The sequence below is a fragment of the Calidifontibacillus oryziterrae genome (assembly GCF_000331575.1).
GTDB classification, from domain to species: Bacteria; Bacillota; Bacilli; order Bacillales; family Bacillaceae_J; genus Calidifontibacillus_A; species Calidifontibacillus_A oryziterrae.
This window is the reverse complement of record NZ_ANOK01000009.1, coordinates 30939-50563: the sequence shown is the minus strand read 5'-3', so window position 1 is coordinate 50563 and position 19625 is coordinate 30939. Positions and strand designations below refer to the sequence as shown.

General features: G+C 37.0%; 19 protein-coding genes and 2 tRNA genes. All 21 read right to left on the bottom strand.

Features of this window, described 5'->3' with window-relative positions; translation table 11 throughout:
* Window positions 1-479: 479 nt before the first annotated feature.
* Window positions 480-1967 carry a lysine--tRNA ligase gene (lysS, locus tag D612_RS0107960; RefSeq protein ID WP_017754947.1) on the bottom strand — a complete coding sequence of 496 codons (1488 nt, stop codon included), beginning with the start codon at window positions 1965-1967 and terminating at the stop codon, window positions 480-482.
* 138 nt (window positions 1968-2105) lie between these two features.
* Window positions 2106-3119: a tRNA dihydrouridine synthase DusB gene (dusB, locus tag D612_RS0107955; protein ID WP_017754946.1), complete on the bottom strand. Its 1014-nt coding sequence runs from the start codon at window positions 3117-3119 to the stop codon at window positions 2106-2108.
* A gap of 18 nt (window positions 3120-3137) precedes the next feature.
* Window positions 3138-3638 carry a 2-amino-4-hydroxy-6-hydroxymethyldihydropteridine diphosphokinase gene (gene folK, locus D612_RS0107950; RefSeq protein WP_017754945.1) on the bottom strand — a complete coding sequence of 167 codons (501 nt, stop codon included), beginning with the start codon at window positions 3636-3638 and terminating at the stop codon, window positions 3138-3140.
* Entirely contained in the window at window positions 3638-4000 is a 363-nt protein-coding gene (folB, locus tag D612_RS0107945) for a dihydroneopterin aldolase (RefSeq protein ID WP_017754944.1), read from the bottom strand. Before folB ends, folK begins: the two co-directional genes overlap by 1 nt.
* Window positions 3993-4826 carry a dihydropteroate synthase gene (gene folP / locus D612_RS0107940; protein WP_026092437.1) on the bottom strand — a complete coding sequence of 278 codons (834 nt, stop codon included), beginning with the start codon at window positions 4824-4826 and terminating at the stop codon, window positions 3993-3995. The genes folB and folP overlap by 8 nt, the downstream gene beginning before the upstream one ends.
* A gap of 199 nt (window positions 4827-5025) precedes the next feature.
* Entirely contained in the window at window positions 5026-5613 is a 588-nt protein-coding gene (gene pabA / locus D612_RS0107935; RefSeq protein ID WP_017754942.1) for an aminodeoxychorismate/anthranilate synthase component II, read from the bottom strand.
* Window positions 5614-5768: 155 nt separating this feature from the next.
* Window positions 5769-6692, bottom strand: a complete 924-nt coding sequence (cysK, locus tag D612_RS0107930) for a cysteine synthase A (RefSeq protein WP_017754941.1) — start codon at window positions 6690-6692, stop codon at window positions 5769-5771.
* Between the two features lie 107 nt (window positions 6693-6799).
* Window positions 6800-7675, bottom strand: coding sequence for an Hsp33 family molecular chaperone HslO (hslO, locus tag D612_RS0107925; RefSeq protein ID WP_017754940.1), 876 nt, complete (start codon window positions 7673-7675; stop codon window positions 6800-6802).
* 5 nt (window positions 7676-7680) lie between these two features.
* On the bottom strand, window positions 7681-8463 hold the full coding sequence (locus D612_RS0107920; RefSeq protein WP_017754939.1) for a type III pantothenate kinase: 783 nt from the start codon (window positions 8461-8463) through the stop codon (window positions 7681-7683).
* Between the two features lie 136 nt (window positions 8464-8599).
* The gene (ftsH, locus tag D612_RS0107915) at window positions 8600-10567 is read right to left on the bottom strand and encodes an ATP-dependent zinc metalloprotease FtsH (protein ID WP_017754938.1); all 1968 of its coding nucleotides are present in this window, start codon (window positions 10565-10567) and stop codon (window positions 8600-8602) included.
* Between the two features lie 116 nt (window positions 10568-10683).
* Complete coding sequence (gene hpt / locus D612_RS0107910) at window positions 10684-11223, bottom strand: hypoxanthine phosphoribosyltransferase (RefSeq protein ID WP_017754937.1); 540 nt, start codon at window positions 11221-11223, stop codon at window positions 10684-10686.
* Window positions 11224-11235: 12 nt separating this feature from the next.
* Window positions 11236-12684, bottom strand: coding sequence for a tRNA lysidine(34) synthetase TilS (gene tilS, locus D612_RS0107905; protein WP_017754936.1), 1449 nt, complete (start codon window positions 12682-12684; stop codon window positions 11236-11238).
* A gap of 54 nt (window positions 12685-12738) precedes the next feature.
* Window positions 12739-13749 (bottom strand): serine/threonine protein kinase, encoded by a 1011-nt coding sequence (locus D612_RS0107900; protein ID WP_026092436.1) that lies wholly within the window; start codon window positions 13747-13749, stop codon window positions 12739-12741.
* Window positions 13718-14461 (bottom strand): VWA domain-containing protein, encoded by a 744-nt coding sequence (locus D612_RS0107895; protein WP_017754934.1) that lies wholly within the window; start codon window positions 14459-14461, stop codon window positions 13718-13720. The genes D612_RS0107900 and D612_RS0107895 overlap by 32 nt, the downstream gene beginning before the upstream one ends.
* 77 nt (window positions 14462-14538) lie before the next feature.
* Window positions 14539-17004 (bottom strand): stage II sporulation protein E, encoded by a 2466-nt coding sequence (gene spoIIE, locus D612_RS0107890; RefSeq protein ID WP_017754933.1) that lies wholly within the window; start codon window positions 17002-17004, stop codon window positions 14539-14541.
* 283 nt (window positions 17005-17287) lie between these two features.
* Window positions 17288-17359: transfer RNA gene (locus tag D612_RS0107885), tRNA-Glu, on the bottom strand.
* Between the two features lie 9 nt (window positions 17360-17368).
* Window positions 17369-17445 (bottom strand) — tRNA-Met (locus tag D612_RS0107880).
* 131 nt (window positions 17446-17576) lie between these two features.
* Window positions 17577-18020 carry a S1 domain-containing RNA-binding protein gene (locus D612_RS0107875; protein ID WP_017754932.1) on the bottom strand — a complete coding sequence of 148 codons (444 nt, stop codon included), beginning with the start codon at window positions 18018-18020 and terminating at the stop codon, window positions 17577-17579.
* Between the two features lie 89 nt (window positions 18021-18109).
* Complete coding sequence (locus D612_RS0107870; RefSeq protein WP_017754931.1) at window positions 18110-18481, bottom strand: FtsB family cell division protein; 372 nt, start codon at window positions 18479-18481, stop codon at window positions 18110-18112.
* Between the two features lie 14 nt (window positions 18482-18495).
* Entirely contained in the window at window positions 18496-19089 is a 594-nt protein-coding gene (gene yabQ / locus D612_RS0107865) for a spore cortex biosynthesis protein YabQ (RefSeq protein WP_017754930.1), read from the bottom strand.
* On the bottom strand, window positions 19086-19391 hold the full coding sequence (gene yabP / locus D612_RS0107860; RefSeq protein WP_017754929.1) for a sporulation protein YabP: 306 nt from the start codon (window positions 19389-19391) through the stop codon (window positions 19086-19088). Before yabP ends, yabQ begins: the two co-directional genes overlap by 4 nt.
* Window positions 19392-19625 lie beyond the last annotated feature (234 nt).

The following is a 19625-nucleotide window of genomic DNA, read 5'->3' as shown; positions in this document are numbered from 1 at the left end:
CTTCTCAAAAGCAAAAATGTTACGATGTCGCTTATCTCCAGCGTCAAAATCTATCATATCATTTAGTTTCGTGGAAGTCAACAACTTTTAATAAGTTTTCTTTTCGCTACCTTTTGGCGGCGACAGTTATGATGTTACCACGAAATTTCGTGGAAGTCACCGAGTTTCCTATGTCCAGTTTAAAACAGCGACCTTTACAATATATCACTTTGTTTCATTAGTGTCAACAAAAAAGTGTGATTTATCTATTTTGCACCTTATTTAATAAAACATATTTAAAGGGCAATCTCTTAGGAATCGTGATTAGTATTTCCACCAAATCGTACACTTATTATAATTCCTAAGAAAATACGCCCCATTTAACTAATAATTTAATTAAGTTGTCTTGATAAAATACAAAGCTTCTATCAGATTTCTTTCAAATTTCTTTTCTTCAATCTTTGATTCACCGTAAATAATAACACCTGGATAAAACTTTTTTAATCCCGATGTCGCATTAACGGGAATAACAATACATCACGAATTGATGGCGAATTTGTTAATAGCATGACCAACCTATCTACACCTATTCCCAGCCCTCCTGTAGGAGGCATTCCATACTCTAATGCTTCAACAAAGTCTTCATCCATCATATGAGCTTCATCATTACCTTGAGCTCTTTCCTTCAGTTGAGCTTCAAATCTTTCTCTTTGATCAATCGGATCATTAAGTTCTGTGAAGGCATTCGCGTGTTCACGTGCAACAATAAACAATTCAAAGCGGTCTGTAAATCTCTCATCTTCTGCATTTTTCTTTGCAAGTGGAGAAATTTCGACAGGATGACCGTAAATAAATGTTGGTTGAATTAACTTTTCCTCAACCTTTTGTTCAAAAAACTCATTAACAATATGACCAAAAGACATAGTATCATTGATTTCAATATTATGCTCTTTCGCTAATGCACGCGCCTCATCATTTGTCATTGACTTCCAAAAATCAACGCCAACATATTGCTTAATAGCATCTACCATATGTAAACGAGTCCATCCTGGACTAAGATCAACCTCATACTCTCCATATTGAACTTTAGTTGTTCCTAACGTGTCCTCAGCAATATACGCGATTAAATTCTCCGTTAAATTCATAATATCATTGAAATCAGCGTATGCTTCATAGAGCTCCATCATTGTAAACTCAGGATTATGGCGCGTGGATACCCCTTCATTCCGAAATACACGACCGATTTCATACACTTTTTCTAATCCGCCAACAATTAATCGTTTTAAGTGTAGTTCAATCGCAATACGCATATACAATTCCATATCTAACGCATTATGATGTGTAATAAATGGTCTTGCCGCGGCGCCCCCAGGAATTGAATGCATCATCGGTGTCTCTACCTCTAAATAGCCCCGTTCATCTAAATAGCGTCTCATAGATTGTAGGATCTTACTTCGAGTCACAAATGTATTTCTACTTTCCATACTTGCGATTAAATCAAGATAACGCTGGCGATAACGTTGTTCAATATCCTTTAATCCATGGAATTTATCAGGTAATGGACGTAGAGCTTTTGTAAGAAAAATAAATTCATTTACCTTAATTGATAATTCGCCAACCTTTGTTTTAAACACTTTACCATTAACCGCTACAAGATCACCAAGATCAGCTCTATCGAAAATGTCATATTGATCTTCACCAACAGCATCTTGGCGTACGTAAATCTGAATTTGTCCATGCAAATCCTGTAAATGGGCAAAACCAGCTTTCCCTTTTCCGCGCTTTGTCATTATTCTTCCTGCAATACTTACATCTACAGCTTTTTCATCCAACTCTTCTTTTGTATAATTTCCATACTGCTCTACTAAACTTTTAGAAGTATCAGTTCTATCAAAACGTTTTCCGAACGGATCGATACCTTTCTCTCTCAGTTGTGAAAGTTTTTCCCGTCTTACCTTTAATTGATCGTTTAATTCTTCTTGACTCATTTCATCATCTCCAATTTAAATTATCATCTATATAAAAAGTCATAATTATATAAAGTAAAGTAGTACAAAAAACTGCCAGTACGTACTGGCAGTTTTAAAAACATCTAACGGGTATTATAGGGTAGAGACTCCATGATGTCAAATAGTCTGGCCAACACAAATGCTATTGTCTTCCTGCTCCTGTTCAAGAAAAGAAGCATAGTCTTGTAACACTGCTACTAACTCTTCTCTCGTTTTACATTCATTTAACATATTACGCACTCTAGCATTTCCGCGTAATCCTTTTAAATACCAAGCAGCATGCTTTCTCATTTCCATAATTGCTACTTTTTCACCTTTTAAATCAATTAAACGGTCAGCATGAAGGATACATACCTTTATTTTCTCCGCAGGAGTTGGTGGAGTCAAAAGCTCTCCTGTCTCCAAATATTGTACTGTCCGATAAATCATCCAAGGATCACCTAATGCCGCACGACCGATCATAACCCCGTCACAACCTGTCGTATCTAGCATTCTTTTTGCATCCTCCGGAGTTTTAACATCACCATTACCGATTACCGGAATACTAACAGCCTCTTTTACTTGTTTAATAATATCCCAATTCGCGGTTCCTTCATACATTTGAACTCGTGTTCTACCATGCAAAGCGACTGCTTGCGCCCCAGCGCGCTCTGCAGATTTGGCATTTTCTATAGCAAAAATATGGTCATCGTCCCAGCCCATCCGCATTTTTACAGTGACAGGCTTTTTTACAGCATCAACAACTGCTGCAACCATCTCATAAATCTTATTTGGATCTAACAGCCATTTGGCCCCTGCATCACATTTAGTAATTTTAGGAACTGGGCATCCCATATTAATATCAATAATATCAGCAGTGGTATTTGTCTCAACAAATTTCGCAGCCTCGACTAGAGTCTTTTTTTCGCCCCCAAAAATTTGTAGACTCAATGGTTTTTCACGTTCATCAATATAAAGCATATCCAGCGTCTTTTCATTTTTAAAAAGAATCGCCTTATCACTAACCATTTCAGCGCAAACCAACCCAGCCCCAAACTCTTTAACAATAAGACGAAAAGCCGAATTACATACTCCTGCCATCGGGGCAAGGACAACTGGATTCTTAATCTTAATATCACCGATTGTTAACATTTTCCCACCTCTTTTCTATTACCACCAATGGTAAACATTATCCCGACTCGTATACATCCTTATTCCTGAATCATTAGCTACCACGTCAGTATTTATTTCATATATTTTTAAAAGATCTTCGTATACTTCTAAAAGAGGTTTAATAACAAAGGATCTTTCAAACATTCTTGGATGTGGAACAATAAGCCGCTCCGACTTTATATTTTCGTTATTAAAAAGCAAAATGTCAAGATCTATCGTTCTCGGGCCCCAGCGAATACTTCTTATTCTCCCAAGATCCTCCTCAATTTTTTGCAAAACATTTAGCAATTCTAACGGTTGTAAAAAGGTTGCTACCTTTAGTACCATATTTAAAAACTTAGGCTGATCCAAATATCCAACTGGTTCTGTCTCATAAATTGATGAACAATCCTGAATGGTGATTTGTGGTTGGAAATCCAACATTTTTATCGCCTGTCTTAAAAACTCTTCACGGTGACCTTGGTTTGTACCTAGTGCGACGTATGCAGTATTTTGCATCATGCTCTTCCCCTGCGTATCTCAACGGCAACACTTTTATAGTGCCCGCGAATTGGTGGATTTGGTTTAATAATATTTACCGTACAATAATCTACCCTAGCAAAAGAAGATAATATTGCTTTTGCAACTTGTTCCGCAACTCTCTCAATTAACTTGTGGGGTTCACCCTCTAAAACACCTTTTATTAATTCATAAACGAGCGCATAATTAACAGTTTGTTCTAAATTATCGGTGTTTCCCGCCTGAGATAAATCTAATTCCAGAATGACATTTACTAAAAACCGTTGTCCTAATGTCGTCTCCTCTGGCAATACTCCGTGATATCCGTAAAATTCCATTCCATTCAGATATATCTTATCCATATTGGATCACTCTTTTCCCTAACAACGCATCCATCATTCTTGCCATTCTAGTCATTTCCTTCACATCATGAACACGAACAATATGACACCCTCTTTCAATTCCTAAGCAAATCGAGGCCCCCGTCCCTTCAACACGATCTTCAACAGGCAAGTTTAATGCAGTGCCTATAAACCTTTTCCTTGATGCTGCAAGTAAGACAGGATACCCCATCTCTACAATTATATCTAATTGACGTAATACTTCTAAATTATGTTCAAAATTTTTTGCAAAGCCAATACCGGGATCTAGAATTATCTTTTCATCCCGAACACCGGCCCTCTTGGCAATATGAATACTCTCAGTTAAATCTGAAACGATGTCCTTAAGTAAATTTTGATAATTCATATTCTCTCTATTATGCATAAGAATGATTGGTACATCAAAATGGGCTGCGACCTCCGCCATCTTTGGATCAGCCTTAGCTCCCCATATATCATTAATAATAGAGGCACCAGCCTCAATTGCTTTTTTAGCAACATTAGCTTTATATGTATCAACGGAAATTGGAATATCTATCTCCTCATTGAGAGCACTTATAATTGGTACCACTCGGTTAATTTCTTCGTTACTGTCAATCTTCACATAACCGGGCCTTGTTGATTCCCCACCAACATCAATAATATCCGCTCCATCCTCAACCATTTTTAACGCCTGTTCAATGGCATTATCTTTCTTAAAATAACGACCCCCGTCTGAAAAGGAATCAGGGGTTATATTCAAAATACCCATAATCCAAGTCTTCTTATTCATGTCAAGCGTATAATTTCTACATAAAATGGTTGACATCCCTTACAGTCCCTTCTAAACCAACACTAATTAAAGAAAACCAAGTCTTTACACCCTCAACGGCGAAGATCCAACAATAGTCAAACATTCTTACGGTACAAGCGAAAGACCATTTGCCTTAAGCAACTGGTCTACTTTAAATAAATCATCCAACAAATTAAAACAAACGTAGTTAATGGTGATGATAACTTATATTTAATTAAGATAAAGGTACCATGTTGCCATATGTCTCAATAAAATTCTTTAACATTTCTTTCCCAAAGGCTGTCATAATTGACTCGGGGTGGAACTGAACACCTTCTATCGGTAAATCCCGATGTCTGATCGCCATAATTTCTCCGTCTTTCGTCTCAGCAGAAATCTCAAAGCAATCAGGTAAAGTTTCTTTTTTTACAATTAATGAATGATATCTTGCTGCAATAAATGGTTGTTGTAAGTTAGAAAAAATCGTTTTGCCATCATGGTAAATTTCCGATGTCTTCCCGTGCATTAATTGCCCTGAACGGACAACATCTCCACCAAATACTTGGGCTATTGATTGATGCCCAAGGCACACTCCAAATACAGGAATCTCGCTTGCAAATACACGAATTGCCTCCATACTTATCCCTGCTTCATTTGGGCTACATGGCCCAGGGGAAACCATTAAGAAATCAGGATTAAGCTTTCTAATTCCTGCAATAGTAATTTCATCGTTCCGTTTTACTAATACTTCCTGACCTATTTCCCCTAAATACTGAACTAAATTAAAAGTAAATGAATCATAATTATCAATCATTAAAATCACTTCGCTCACCTCTGCTCTAGCTTATCTAATCTCCACACCATTATACTCTATTTTTAGTAGTTTTTTCACTTTTATTATATTTTTTACATTTATTAATCCCTTAAAAATAAAATAAAGCGGACCTCATATCATTCAGTCCGCTTCAATAAACATAACTATTCTTCAAATTGGAACAATGGTGTGCTTAAATAACGTTCTCCGCTACTTGGTATGATCGCTAATACTTTTTTACCCTTTCCTAATCGTTTAGCGACTTTTAATGCTGCACAAATCGCTGCACCCGAAGAGATGCCAACTAAAACACCTTCTTCTCTTGCTACCCGACGTGCATATTCAAAGGCTTCATCGTTTGTAATCGTTAAAATACGATCATAAACTTCTGTGTCTAAAGTATCTGGTACGAATCCTGCACCAATACCTTGAATTTTATGTGGACCAGGTTTCCCGCCAGATAATACCGGAGAATCTGCGGGCTCAACAGCAATAATTTCGATCTCTGGGTAGCTTTCCTTTAATACATCACCAGCTCCAGTAATCGTACCGCCTGTTCCTATTCCTGAAATAAAAGCATCTAACTGATCACCCATTTGTTGTACAATTTCCTTACCAGTCGTTTCTCGATGGATTTGTGGATTGGCTTCATTTTTAAATTGTTGAGGCATGAAATATCCATTTTCTTTTGAAAGTTCTTCGGCTTTTCGAATTGCCCCGCCCATACCTTCCGCTCCGGGAGTAAGAACAAGCTCGGCACCGTATGCACGTAATAAATTACGTCTTTCAAGACTCATCGTATCAGGCATAACTAAAACAGCCTTTAATCCTTTTGCTGCTGCAACCATTGCTAGACCAATCCCAGTATTACCACTAGTTGGTTCTACAATCGTATCACCTTGTTTTATTTCGCCTTTTTCAATTGCCGCATTAATCATCGCAAGAGCGATTCGATCTTTCACACTACTACCAGGATTCATAAATTCTAACTTCAAATAAACTTCAGCATCATTTTCTTCAGTTAATCGATTTAGTTTAACAATTGGCGTAAATCCAATTAATTCCTCAATAGAATTAGCTACACGCATATTATCCACTCCAATACCAAGTAATTTTATTGGTTTTTAAGACTTTATAGTTAAACCCTATCAAGTTTTTGAAGAAATGTCAATTCATTTACTTAAACTTTTATAGACTATTCCAGCGTTTGCTCGTACAGATCTTCAAGTTCCTCTTTTGTAAAATGGTACTTTTCATTACAAAAATGGCATTGCGCCTCAGCTTTGCCGTCCTCTTCAATCATTTCTTTTAACTCTTGTGCACCTAAACTGATTAACGCTCCTGCTATTCTTTCTTTAGAACACTGACACTTAAAAGAAACTGGCATTTTCTCAAGAATTTTTATTTCCCCGAGTAATTGCCCTAATATTTCTTCTGGTGATAAACCATCCTGAATTAATTTCGATATCGGTGGAATTGCTTGTATACGTTTTTCAACAGCATCAATCGTTTCATCTGTTGTTCCCGGCATTAACTGAATGACAAAACCACCTGCAGCTAAAATGGAAAGGTCAGGGTTCACTAAAACACCGACACCAACTGCTGAAGGAACTTGCTCGGACGAAGCAAAATAATAAGTAAAATCCTCCCCTAGCTCCCCTGATACTAGAGGTACTTGTCCTGTAAAATGCTCACGCATTCCTAAATCCTTGACTACGGTTAAGAATCCATTTACACCAACCGCTCTCGCTACATCAAGCTTTCCCTTTTCATTCAATTCAAAATCAACATGTGGATTCATTACATACCCACGAACTTCTCCATTAGCGTTAGCATCGACTAAAATAGCACCTATTGGTCCACCACCCTCTATTTTAACAGTGATTTTATCATCACCTTTTAACATGGCTCCCATCAACACGGAAGCGGTTATCGCTCTTCCTAATGCTGCGGATGCTGTGGCCCAAGTATCGTGGCGCCTTTGTGCTTCTTTAACGGTTTCGGTCGATCGAATGCCATAGGCTCTTACTTGCCCGTCATACGCTAACGCTTTTATTAAATAATCAGACATTCAACCTAACCCCTTTCCTTTTCTGCTTGATTACGAAGAAATATCATATATAGACCTTTCAATGTTAAAAAGGAATCTACAACATCAATGACCCTTGACTCTTCAGCAATTAATGGAGCTAACCCCCCAGTAGCAATAACCTTAGGTTCTATTAAAGATTCTTCTTTCATTCTTTTCACGATTCCCTCAACTTGTCCTACATACCCATATAGAATTCCAGATTGCATTGCATGAACCGTATTTTTACCGACAATGCCATTTGGCCGTGCAATTTCTATACGTGGCAATTTAGCAGCTCTCGTATAAAGAGCCTCCGTAGATATATTGATCCCCGGCGCTATAGCTCCACCCATGTACTGCTTATCTTCATTTATATAACAATATGTTGTCGCTGTTCCAAAGTCGACAATAATTAAAGGAGCACCGTAAAGTTGGATACCCGCAACAGCATTTACTATTCGGTCGGCCCCCACTTCACGTGGATTCTCGTATTTAATATTCAAACCTGTTTTAATACCAGGACCAACTATAATTGGCTTAATATGAAAATACTTTTCGCACATACGTTCAAGCGCAAACATAATCGGTGGTACTACGGAAGATATAATAATTCCGCTAATATCAGAGAAATGAATTTGTTCATGAGCAAATAGTTGTTTAATAACCATTCCATATTCATCTTCAGTTTTATGACGACTTGTTTCGATTCTCCAGTGATGCTTTAATTCATCCCCATCGAATACACCTAATACTGTATTAGTATTCCCAACATCAAATACAAATATCATTTTTATCACCCTGTAAAATTAGTTTAATAATTAATTACTATTATAAAACGCTTTCAACGCCGACACCATCATACCATATATAACGACCTTAATGACCATTCGTTACGTAAAAATAGGATGCCACAATGGCATCCTATCAATGACCTACTCTTTTTGTTTCATCTGCATTCTCGACTTCGTTGTCTTCCTTTTTTGCAGTAATAGTTACCTTAACATCATCTTTTTCTTCAGTTTGTAAATTTGTTGAAGTTGATTGTTCTACACCATTACTTTTTTCAGGTAAAGTTCCATGGTCAAATAAGTGTCTGATTTGTTCAGCATCTAGAGTTTCAACCTCTAAAAGTGTTTGCGCAATTAAATGATGCTGTTGTGAATACTCTGTTAAGATCTTCTTTGCTTTTTCATAGCATTCTTTAATAATACGTTGAATCTCCATATCAATTTCATGTGCTATTGCGTCACTATAATTCTGTTCGTTATTAATATCACGACCTAGAAATACTTGACCGCTTGAAGCGTGACCAAATTGCAATGGGCCAAGCTTTTCACTCATACCATATTCTGTTACCATTTTGCGAGCAATATTTGTTGCTCGTTGGAAATCGTTATGCGCACCTGTGCTCACATCTCCGAGAACAAGCTCCTCTGCTACACGACCACCAAGTAAACCTGTTATCTTGTCTAAAAGCTCTGGTTTCGTCATAAAATAACGATCTTCCTTTGGTAGCATAACAGCATAGCCGCCAGCTTGACCGCGTGGTACGATAGTGACTTTATGAACCATGTCAGCCTCTTCCAACACAACACCAATAATAGTATGTCCAGCTTCATGGTAAGCAACAATTTTACGTTCTTTTTCAGAGATTACCCTACTCTTCTTAGCAGGTCCCGCTATAACCCGGTCAATCGCTTCATCAATATCTTCACTTGAAATTTGTTTTTTATCAAACCTAGCTGCCACTAGAGCTGCTTCATTCAAGAGATTTTCAAGATCTGCCCCCGAGAAACCTGGCGTCCTCAGTGCAATTGTTTTTAAGTTCACATCATCAGCTAACGGTTTATTTTTAGCATGTACACCTAATACAGCTTCACGACCTTTAACGTCAGGACGATCAACGGTAATTTGACGATCAAAACGTCCCGGACGAAGCAATGCCGGGTCTAATATGTCAGGGCGGTTTGTTGCAGCAATAATAATGATACCTTCGTTTGCTCCAAATCCATCCATTTCGACCAACAATTGGTTTAAAGTTTGTTCACGCTCATCATGGCCACCACCAAGACCGGCACCACGCTGACGACCAACCGCATCTATTTCATCTATAAATATGATACAAGGAGCATTTTTCTTCGCATTTTCAAATAAATCCCGAACGCGTGAAGCTCCGACCCCAACAAACATCTCGACGAAATCCGATCCACTAATAGAGAAGAATGGAACGCCCGCTTCTCCAGCTACCGCTCGAGCAAGTAACGTTTTACCAGTACCCGGCGGACCAACAAGGAGAACTCCTTTTGGAATACGTGCACCTAGAGCAGCAAATTTGCGCGGGTCTTTTAAAAACTCGACAACCTCTACTAATTCTTGCTTTTCTTCATCCGCACCAGCTACATCTTTAAAACGCACCTTTTTCTTTTCATCGCTATATAGCTTCGCCTTGCTTTTCCCAAAGTTCATAACACGACTTCCGCCGCCCTGAGCTTGATTTAACAAGAAGAAGAATAAAATGAAGATGATAATAAATGGTATAATTGATGTAAAGAATGTAACCCATCCACTTGTTTGTTCTGCAGGCTCAGGTTCAACAACACCACCGTTTTGACGTACAGTCTCAATGATTTCAGTTGCCGCCTCACTCTGTAATATAAAGGTTACAAAAAATTGATTTTCATTGTAAGATTTAAGTTGACCCCTTATTTCATAAACTTGTCGTTCTGGTTGAATGTACAAAGTTTTTATCTCACCATTTTCAAGGTGAGTCATGAACTGGTCATATGATAGTGTTTCTTGCTGTTGGCCATTGCCATTAAAGAAGCTTACAACTCCAATGACAACTAAAAAAATTAACAAATAAAAAATTGTATTCCGGAAGATCCGATTCATTCCTTACCTCCTCCCACGAAGCACACAAACTATAGTAAATGGTACCATATAAACAAAAAAAACACAAGAAATTACAACTAAAAACTAAATATGAATAATTATAGTGTTTAGTGTTATTAACTATTATATACTTCCTGTTTTAAAACACCTACATACGGTAGGTTCCGATACCGCTCTGCGTAGTCTAAGCCATAGCCAACAACAAATGCATCCGGTACGATAAAGCCAACAAGATCCGCGTGCAGGTCAACCTTTCTTCCCTCAGGCTTATCAAGTAGAGTCACTATCTTGATTGACTTTGCTTTGCGATAACGAAATAGCTCTACTAAATAACTTAAAGTCAATCCGCTATCGATAATATCTTCTACAATAATAATATTTCGACCTTCAACAGACGTATCTAAATCCTTAATGATTTTTACCTCTCCTGTTGAAACTGTTGAGCTGCCGTAGCTAGAAACATCCATAAAGTCCATTTCAAGATGAATATCCATTCGCTTTACTAAATCCGCCATAAAAAGCATTGCACCTTTTAGTACACCAATTACAAGCGGAAACTTATCACGATATTCCTCAGATAAATTTGCTCCAAGCCCTTTTACTTTTTCTTGTATTTCTGCCTCTGAAATTAATATTTTCTCAATATCCTGATACATCTACTGATCCTCCTAGAGCTCTTCGTTGTATGGTAAATAGTGCAAAAGTAAAAAACGAGTCCCATTATCTTGCTTTTGTTGCTGATTCTTTTGATAATTATTCTTTTGACTTTCAATCGAAAAAGCAGACTTCTTAAGATAGGGTAGCCATAGAACATTTCCATTTGCATCTGTAACAATCGGCCACAAGCTACGTTTTTCCATTGGGATTTTTTCATCGATAAAGATGTCTTTAATTTTTTTTGTTCCCTTCATCCCTTTTATTGTCATCCGATCTCCATTATTTCTACTTCTTATATGTATCGGTAACGCTATTTCCTTGCTATCACAGACGAAAAAATCAATACTTTTTAGTTTTTCCGATAAATGATCAATCCATTCAGCTTTTATGGAACCATAACCGTTTAGAGATACTTCACCAGGTACAGGTAGCAAAATATCAAATGGTTGTACTTTCTCACATTTTCCCGAAAACGCCAACGTGCATTGATCGTAGGAACGAGTTACCACTAAACCCTTTGGAAAATTTAACATACCTGAAGGATGCTCATTACTCAGTAATGATAACAGCTGACTATTATGTATTGTAGTAATATTTGAAGGGATGGTCTTATAGAGATATTTTAATATTAGTTGAATACCTCTTCTTTGTAAAGAAATAGGCAATAATAGAAATTGACTAATTGAAAAAACAACCTTTTGCTCATTTTTTTCTACTAATATTCCTTCTATCTCCTTATGAGCTAATGCTTCTAACAACTCATTATCCTCTGTTATATATTCACTTAATGTTTGAAATCTTTCAGCAACATTAGGATTTTCTTTTTTTAAAAAAGGCATTATGTGGTGTCTGAATCTATTTCGTTGATAAGCATCTTTATCATTACTAGGGTCGATCCGATATTGAAGATTAAACTCATCTATATATTGTTCGATTTCATATTTTGTCAAACATAAAAACGGCCTAATAATTGTCCCATTATAAAAAGAACGCTTAATTGGGATCCCAGCAAGTCCAATCCCGTAGCTCCCTCGAACCAAACGCATGAGCATTGTTTCAACTTGATCGTCTGCATGATGAGCTAACGCTAAATAATCACCATTATACTTTTCCATCACGAGTTTATAAAAATCATACCTACATTCTCGAGCAGCAACTTGTGAGCTTAATTGATGTGTGCGTGCATATGCAGATACATCAATGCTATTACCTTCGAACAAAATATTATATTCGTTACAAAATCGCTTCACAAATAACAAATCTTCATATGATTCACTTCCACGAAACATATGATCAACATGTGCAGCAATAATTGTTAGCGACCATTTCTCACGAGTTTTCCATAAATAATGAAGAAGAGAGATTGAATCTGGGCCACCGGATACCCCTACAACAACAGTAGTTCCCTTTTTTAATAAATGATGTTTTTTAATAAAATCTTCCACCTTATCCAGCTTCATATAACTCGTCCTTCATATCATATTATTCAATGATTTGTGCTTTCATACCCAAGTTTACAACATTTGACTAGCTATATAAAGAAAGTAAGCAATAAATAATAAAAACGCAATTACAATTGTTTCAAGCACGCCTTTAAATTTTCTTTCACGTTGATTCTTATTATTAGTTTTCCTTTTACTGGTTGTTGCTTTACGAAAGGAATTAGAAGATTTGATTGTCTGTCTAGTCTGGTCCTGCCTTATATCATTTTTTCTATTAGCTATATGAAGTAATTCATACCTCATTTCAGTAGCCGTTTGATATTTTCCTTGAATAGCTCGTATCATTACTTTTTCATATTTTCTTAAAGCAGGCTTAGCCTCAATAGCTGTTACTAATTGCGGTAGGTTGTTTCCAACTGTCGTTTTTTTTGAAAAACGGTTTGGAAATTGTGTATTAAGCATGATCATTGCTACTGCAAATAAGTCATAAGCAGGCTCCGCTTTTCTTGACCCTAGACCCCAGTAGCCGCGGTCGTAAAACTCCGTAAACTCTTTAATAGACCGCCCATTCATTGTAGTACCACCAACATCCAGCCATCTTACTCTTTGAGGCGGACCAACTACTAAAAGATTATCAGGCTTTAAATCTCCAAAAATCCATCCATGTTTATGTAACCGCTCTAGATCCGCTAATAATTGTAAAATTAATACACTAAGCCATTCGTTTCCATTTTTTTCAATAAAGGTTAAAAAATCAATTCCTTTTAAATATTCCATTACATAAAACGGCATAGCTTTGGCAAAGTTCGGACGTATCCAATCATCGACATCGAGCAAAGAAGGCCCAAGGCGACCTTGGACCTTTGAAAAGTGCCGTAGTACATTTACTTCGGACGTAATAGCTAAACTATCATTACTAATCTTTATTGCTACTAAATCTTGATTCCCTTCAGCTAAATAAACTATTCCTGTTGCTCCATACCCCAATGGTTTAACTACTCTGTAACTGTTATGATGCCATTTCCCATTAATTACAGTGCCAGGGGATAGCTTACAATCCTGATTCTTCGATATATTCATCACCACGAGAAATCCAGCTCCTTAGTGAACGTGATTTCTTACTTTGGAAATATTGAATAGCTTCCCTAAGCGCTGGGCCTGTAGGTGTAATGCCACCTGATGTTAATTTAGGAAAGACGCTAGATATTGAATCAAGCTTTGGTGTCCAATCCAAGACTTTTTCTACTTCATGGCGTTTCCCGGGAAATGCAAAAATCGAAAATTTGTTTTGACCAATCCGAGAATTTAAACTAATGGAAAGATCAAATAAAGCTTCCTTTACTGTTGGTAATTTATCTGCCATACTACCACTTGTATCTACTAGAATTAAAACTTCCAAATCAACCGTTTCGCCTAACTCATCAACAACCTCCATCACTTCTCCGCGTTTTTCAGGTGGAAGATCCTCAATTCTACAGCTATTTCCAAGAATTTGTTTAAGTTCTTTATTCACAACTCCTTGCAGTGTTTGCGTCATTGCTTTTCTCGTTACCATCTGCACCGTTTGTGAAAGCTGCTGAGCATAAACTATTTGACTAATCCCCCCCCCACTCATTGCTATCCCATCTATCTCCTGTCTACCTTGATCACCTACACTATCATTTAGAATAACTCCGATTACATTCACCGTTATTCCTTGCTCTTTGGCGAGCGCAGCCATTGCAAGCGGATCCTCTCCAGAGTTCGAGCATCCATCTGTAATAAGTAGTATTTGTTTTAAGGTTCCTTTTTTCATTCGTATATATCCTCCTCTATTGGTCTAGTATCATTTTTAACGAATAAAAAAGGAAATATACGTTAACAATAAGCTTTTTAAGAGCATATGTCCCTATTTAATGACTTTGAATACACCGGAATTGCCGCCCATCGCGGCGTATTATGCTTTATTTTTGCAACAATGACCGTCATATCATCTTGGATTTGTCCACTTGTACGGATTACCTCTTCTAACAATATATCAGCCACGGCCTGCGGATCGTCTGTTTTAATTTCTTTCAGCTTTCTTTTCATCCATGCATCATAATTCTCTACATGCTTCGGTCCTTCAAATACACCATCACTCATCATAATTAATAAGTCGCCTGATTTAAACTGATCACTAACAACATCGACTTCAAACTCTTGAATGATACCCATTGGCAGATTGCTAGCTACAATTTTTTTGATACTTTCTCCCCTTTTTACAAAACTTGGTGATGAACCTATTTTGAGGAACTTGACCGATGCGTCCTGGAGATCAATCATCGCTAAATCAAGTGTTGAGAATATTTCATCCGTTGTCCGTAGCGAAAGCACTGAATTTACGGACTTAATAGCCACCTTTTCCTCAATTCCAGATTGTAAAATTTTTTGTAAAAGCACTAATGTTTCATTACTTTCAAGGTACGCGCGTTCACCATTACCCATTCCGTCACTAATCGCAATTGCATATTTGCCCGTTCCAAGCTCAATAGTCGAATAACTATCTCCAGATATATATGCACCACCCTTCGCGGCATGAGCAACCCCTGTTTCAACAATAAATGCTTTTGACGACCCTAATGAAACATGGCAATTTTCATTAGGGGACTTGGCACATACTTCTTTTTTCACAATGATTGTTTCACCCAGAATGTCAGATAACATTGGCGCAATAACTTTTTCACATTCCCCGCTACCGTTACAATATGGTATCGTCAACTCTATATCAACATTTCCTTCCTTTAAACTATAAATATCTATTTGTTCAAGCTTGATCCCCATTGAAGTTAATGCTTCAATTAATTGTTCTTCTTGATGCTGGTGACTTTCTCGTTCTTTTTGAATCTCTTTTGCAAAATCGCCCATTACTTGGGAAACTCCTAATAGCTGATCCGCAACCAGCCTCCTACTTTCCTTTACTTGTTGCTTTAACCTTTGGTTGGCATAATAGAAAGATAGTTCTTGTTGAATTGCTTCTCTAACTTTTAAAGCCCGAACACAATGCTTTTCCCATTCTCTATAAAGATTCCTATTTGGGCTTTTAGGATTTGTTTCAATATCACGCATAAGTTCAATCATATAATCATACGTTCTAGTAAAGTTTTGTTCCCAACACTTCGCTTTCCGAAAGCATGTTTGACAAGTATGTTCAGTTACATTACTTAAAAAATAGTCAATCTCCCTTTTATCTTCATCTTCACTGGAAAGTAGTGATTGATTATTAAAGCTATTAGATAATGTTTGAAATAATGTTGAAAACTGTTCAACCCTTTTAGCGGTTACATCTCGAATTTTGCGCATATATTGTTGTTGCTCATTCGCGTGCTCCTCCGTCCCTGGGATGTAACGAGCAATTTTTGAAATGGCTGTTTTTGGAGTTAGTAGGAATAGTAGTATAGCTACACACGATTCTACGATTGTTGGTATAAGTTCAGTGGTCCCTTCACCATACAAGCCGATTAACAAAGTCCCTATCAACAAGCCAATACCAACTGCTAGTTTTTTCCCATCCTTTAATAACCCACCTAAAAGACCTGAAAAGGCTAGTAAACTCATTTGATAAAGACTTGCAATATTTGCCAGACTGACAATTAAACCAGTAACCACCCCGACGGTTGAGCCAATTGCCGCTCCCCCAATAAAAGCAAATAATAGCACTAAATATCGAGATAACACATGCTCAACCGCTATATTTTGGATCGACCAACCAATTGTACCTGTTAAAACTGACGCCAATAAAATAATTAAACAAATAATTTCTTCATTCTTTAATGCTTGCTTACGCCTTCGCGCTGTTAGTAGTGGAACACTTTGGATAAATATTAACGTTAAAATATAACTCAAGCCACCTTCAATCAAACTCATCATCATATCATAATATGTAATTGCATTTGTGGAAAAATACGTTAAAACTAATCTTGTAGAAACACTTGCAAGAAACACAATAACAGGTAACGTCTTAAATCTATCTGTACTAATCTTTGAAAATAGTGCATAAATTATAAAAAACATACCTATCGAACCGAACGTAAATCCTGCACTTGCAACCGAAGTAGCCAATGCACCTAAGACAACAGCAATCGCGACTTGTCCAGCCCTATCCTTGCGAAGTAAAAAAACTGTCGCAAAGAAAGGTAAGGCAAACGGTGCTATTTTTGTAAGTATTAATGCTCGTCCAAGAAGAAAACCTATAACGAGTAATAGCAAGCCTTTTTTTATAAATAACGTTTCTAGTCTCGGATATAATTGTTCAATCCAGCTATTCAATGTCTGCTGCGTTCGCGTAGACAATGCCAAATCCCGTTCTACCTTCTGCATATTAACACACTCCTGTCTTAGAAATAGTTGCTATCTATTTAATCACAGGCGTATTTATTTTTTTGTCAAAACATCAGGTAAAACTTTAAAAACTGTTCGACGAGTTTCAATAAACCTTGTCAAAATGATTCTTTAACAAGCACAATTCTAAATATTAATTGTAGGAAAATATGTAGGAAAATGCATAAACGCAATAAGAAAAGGGATGTAACTTGTACAATCCAGTAAAAAAGCGACCACCGTCTTTAATTTGACAGTAATCGCTTTTTCACTTCCAATATTATGACCCGTACGGGATTCGAACCCGTGTTACCGCCGTGAAAGGGCGGTGTCTTAACCACTTGACCAACGGGCCTTTATTGTTTGGTAGCGGCGGAGGGAATCGAACCCACGACCTCACGGGTATGAACCGTACGCTCTAGCCAGCTGAGCTACGCCGCCATAATCGACAAACAAAAAACACAAGATTTATAATATAAGACTTATAAAAAGATGTCAATAACAAAATAAAGCACCCAATCGGGTGCGGTATTTTTATCTAAGTTTAATTTTAATAAGCAACAAGTTTATGGTTAACCTCTTCTTGCTCCCCTTCCACCACGCTTAGACTCTGTATGGCGCTTCAAAGACGCAAGACGGTCTTCACTATCTTTTAAGAAGCGAGACATTTTTTGCTCAAAATTTTCTGTTGACGCACTACGTTTTTCAGTTTTGAAATTACGAGGGCGCTGTGGACGTTGTTGACGTTCCGGACGGTCTGGTCGTTCTAGAGTTTGTTCTTGTTCTTTTGCCTTTTTGATTGAAAGTCCAATCTTACCATCTTTTTCCACATTTAAAATTTTTACCATGACCTCGTCGCCAACTTTTAAGAACTCATTTATATCTTTAACATAATTATCGGCAACCTCACTAATATGAACAAGGCCTGTTGAGCCTTCTGGCAGCTCTACAAACGCTCCAAAATTAGTAATTCCTGTTACCTTACCTTGTAACTTGCTGCCCACTTCAATTGACATAAAAAAATTGCTCCTCCTTGAATTATAAAAAATCATTTTAATCTATTATACTAAATTCAAAATTTAGGGTCAATAATGCAAAGTTCAAGTCATTCATTAGGAAGCTTAAATATGATTTCTCCCTCTTCCGATAGAAAATACTCACTGCGCGCTATTTTTGCAACATATTCGTCGTTCTTTAATTTAACAATTTCTTCACGATGGAGCTGTTCCTGTTGCTTTAATTCTTCAAATCTCGTTTCAAGCTCTTGTTTTTCAGTCAATTTTTGCGCAGCAGTTTTGGATTGCGAAAGGATCGTAGATCCCATACCAATACTAATAATAAGGGCTAAGATCCCTATCATCATTAGCCTGCGATAGAGACCGCGTCGTCTTTTCTTATTCTCTTGTTGTTTGTCTGCTTGTTCACTTACATAGCTTGAATGAAGTGTTGTTAGTTTACGACTTCTTGCTGGCTCCATCACACAAATCCTCCTTATTTTCTAATACTCCTTAACCATCGTACTATAGTATTCTTTTTTGTAATAAAAAAACCTGCTTTATTAATTAAAAAGATTTTGAGATTTTGTGGCAAAATTCGCCGCCATAATAACAAAAAAAACCACTTTATCGGTGCAGCAATAATTTTTAATAAAAATTTCAGGATGCGTAGAATAACATTTGCTATAAATAATAGTGCGACAAACGAATATTGTAATATTATTTTCACAGGACGAACGAACAACAAAACAATTAACCGATATACCAGTTGATAAATACGAATTGAGGTTTGAATGAAAAATTCCAATAATTTCAAATAAATACCTTTAAATAAACTTTGATAAGCTGCGTAACCACATAAAATTGCTAATATTATATAAAACCGAAGTTCCCCTTCATTTACAAGAAAAAGTATGTAGAAAAATAATAAGGCCTGTACAAGCCAAAATAATATATCATTGACAAACAAAATAAACGAGGTGCGCTCAGGCCGCTTTAAAAAGCGACCGTATGTATCAAGAGCAACTCCCAACCATCCGCCCATTACGACCATCGCTATCATCGTATTAAACTGGACAGTTAAACTCATTTGAATAACTTGCTAAAGAAACCTTTAGCCTTCTCCCCATGATGGTCATCTAAGTAAGAAAACCCTGAGATCCTCCCTTTTATCGATACAACACCCTTGTCTACATCTAAATTCTTCATCTGTAAATTATCGCCACGAATAATTAAAAATCCCATTACCGTTTCTAGTAAAAATTCCTCATTATCAAAGCTTTCTACTTGCTTAACTCCTGAAATTTCCAAGGTTCTTCTGCTTCTCAAAACGATGTCATGCTGCGGCGTTGTGCCTTTATTTGTAGTACCGATATCATAGTATTGATCCATCTCTTAGACCTCCTATTTTATTGTAAAAATTGGTAATTGTAAAGGGACTTTTGGCCCCTTATCATATCCATAAAACCTGCTAATGCAATATATGATGGTTGTTCGACGTTTAGAACAAGCCTATACAAAAAAGCGGAAGCACCTTGATCAGCCCCGAAAGAAAAATGCTCTTTCCACAAAAGAAGTCCGGTTTTGGCTTCGTTGTGGAAAGAAATTTTATCCGAGGGGCTAGGT

What these genes read in the sequence shown, in the direction of transcription:
- lysS (WP_017754947.1), bottom strand. Translation starts at nt 1,967, where the DNA reads ATGAGTCAAGAAGAATTAAACGATCAATTAAAGGTAAGACGGGAAAAA.
- dusB (WP_017754946.1), bottom strand. Translation starts at nt 3,119, where the DNA reads ATGTTAACAATCGGTGATATTAAGATTAAGAATCCAGTTGTCCTTGCC.
- folK (WP_017754945.1), bottom strand. Translation starts at nt 3,638, where the DNA reads ATGCAAAATACTGCATACGTCGCACTAGGTACAAACCAAGGTCACCGT.
- folB (WP_017754944.1), bottom strand. Translation starts at nt 4,000, where the DNA reads ATGGATAAGATATATCTGAATGGAATGGAATTTTACGGATATCACGGA.
- folP (WP_026092437.1), bottom strand. Translation starts at nt 4,826, where the DNA reads ATGTCAACCATTTTATGTAGAAATTATACGCTTGACATGAATAAGAAG.
- cysK (WP_017754941.1), bottom strand. Translation starts at nt 6,692, where the DNA reads ATGCGTGTAGCTAATTCTATTGAGGAATTAATTGGATTTACGCCAATT.
- hslO (WP_017754940.1), bottom strand. Translation starts at nt 7,675, where the DNA reads ATGTCTGATTATTTAATAAAAGCGTTAGCGTATGACGGGCAAGTAAGA.
- D612_RS0107920 (WP_017754939.1), bottom strand. Translation starts at nt 8,463, where the DNA reads ATGATATTTGTATTTGATGTTGGGAATACTAATACAGTATTAGGTGTA.
- ftsH (WP_017754938.1), bottom strand. Translation starts at nt 10,567, where the DNA reads ATGAATCGGATCTTCCGGAATACAATTTTTTATTTGTTAATTTTTTTA.
- hpt (WP_017754937.1), bottom strand. Translation starts at nt 11,223, where the DNA reads ATGTATCAGGATATTGAGAAAATATTAATTTCAGAGGCAGAAATACAA.
- tilS (WP_017754936.1), bottom strand. Translation starts at nt 12,684, where the DNA reads ATGAAGCTGGATAAGGTGGAAGATTTTATTAAAAAACATCATTTATTA.
- D612_RS0107895 (WP_017754934.1), bottom strand. Translation starts at nt 14,461, where the DNA reads ATGAAAAAAGGAACCTTAAAACAAATACTACTTATTACAGATGGATGC.
- spoIIE (WP_017754933.1), bottom strand. Translation starts at nt 17,004, where the DNA reads ATGCAGAAGGTAGAACGGGATTTGGCATTGTCTACGCGAACGCAGCAG.
- D612_RS0107875 (WP_017754932.1), bottom strand. Translation starts at nt 18,020, where the DNA reads ATGTCAATTGAAGTGGGCAGCAAGTTACAAGGTAAGGTAACAGGAATT.
- D612_RS0107870 (WP_017754931.1), bottom strand. Translation starts at nt 18,481, where the DNA reads ATGGAGCCAGCAAGAAGTCGTAAACTAACAACACTTCATTCAAGCTAT.
- yabQ (WP_017754930.1), bottom strand. Translation starts at nt 19,089, where the DNA reads ATGAGTTTAACTGTCCAGTTTAATACGATGATAGCGATGGTCGTAATG.
- yabP (WP_017754929.1), bottom strand. Translation starts at nt 19,391, where the DNA reads ATGGATCAATACTATGATATCGGTACTACAAATAAAGGCACAACGCCG.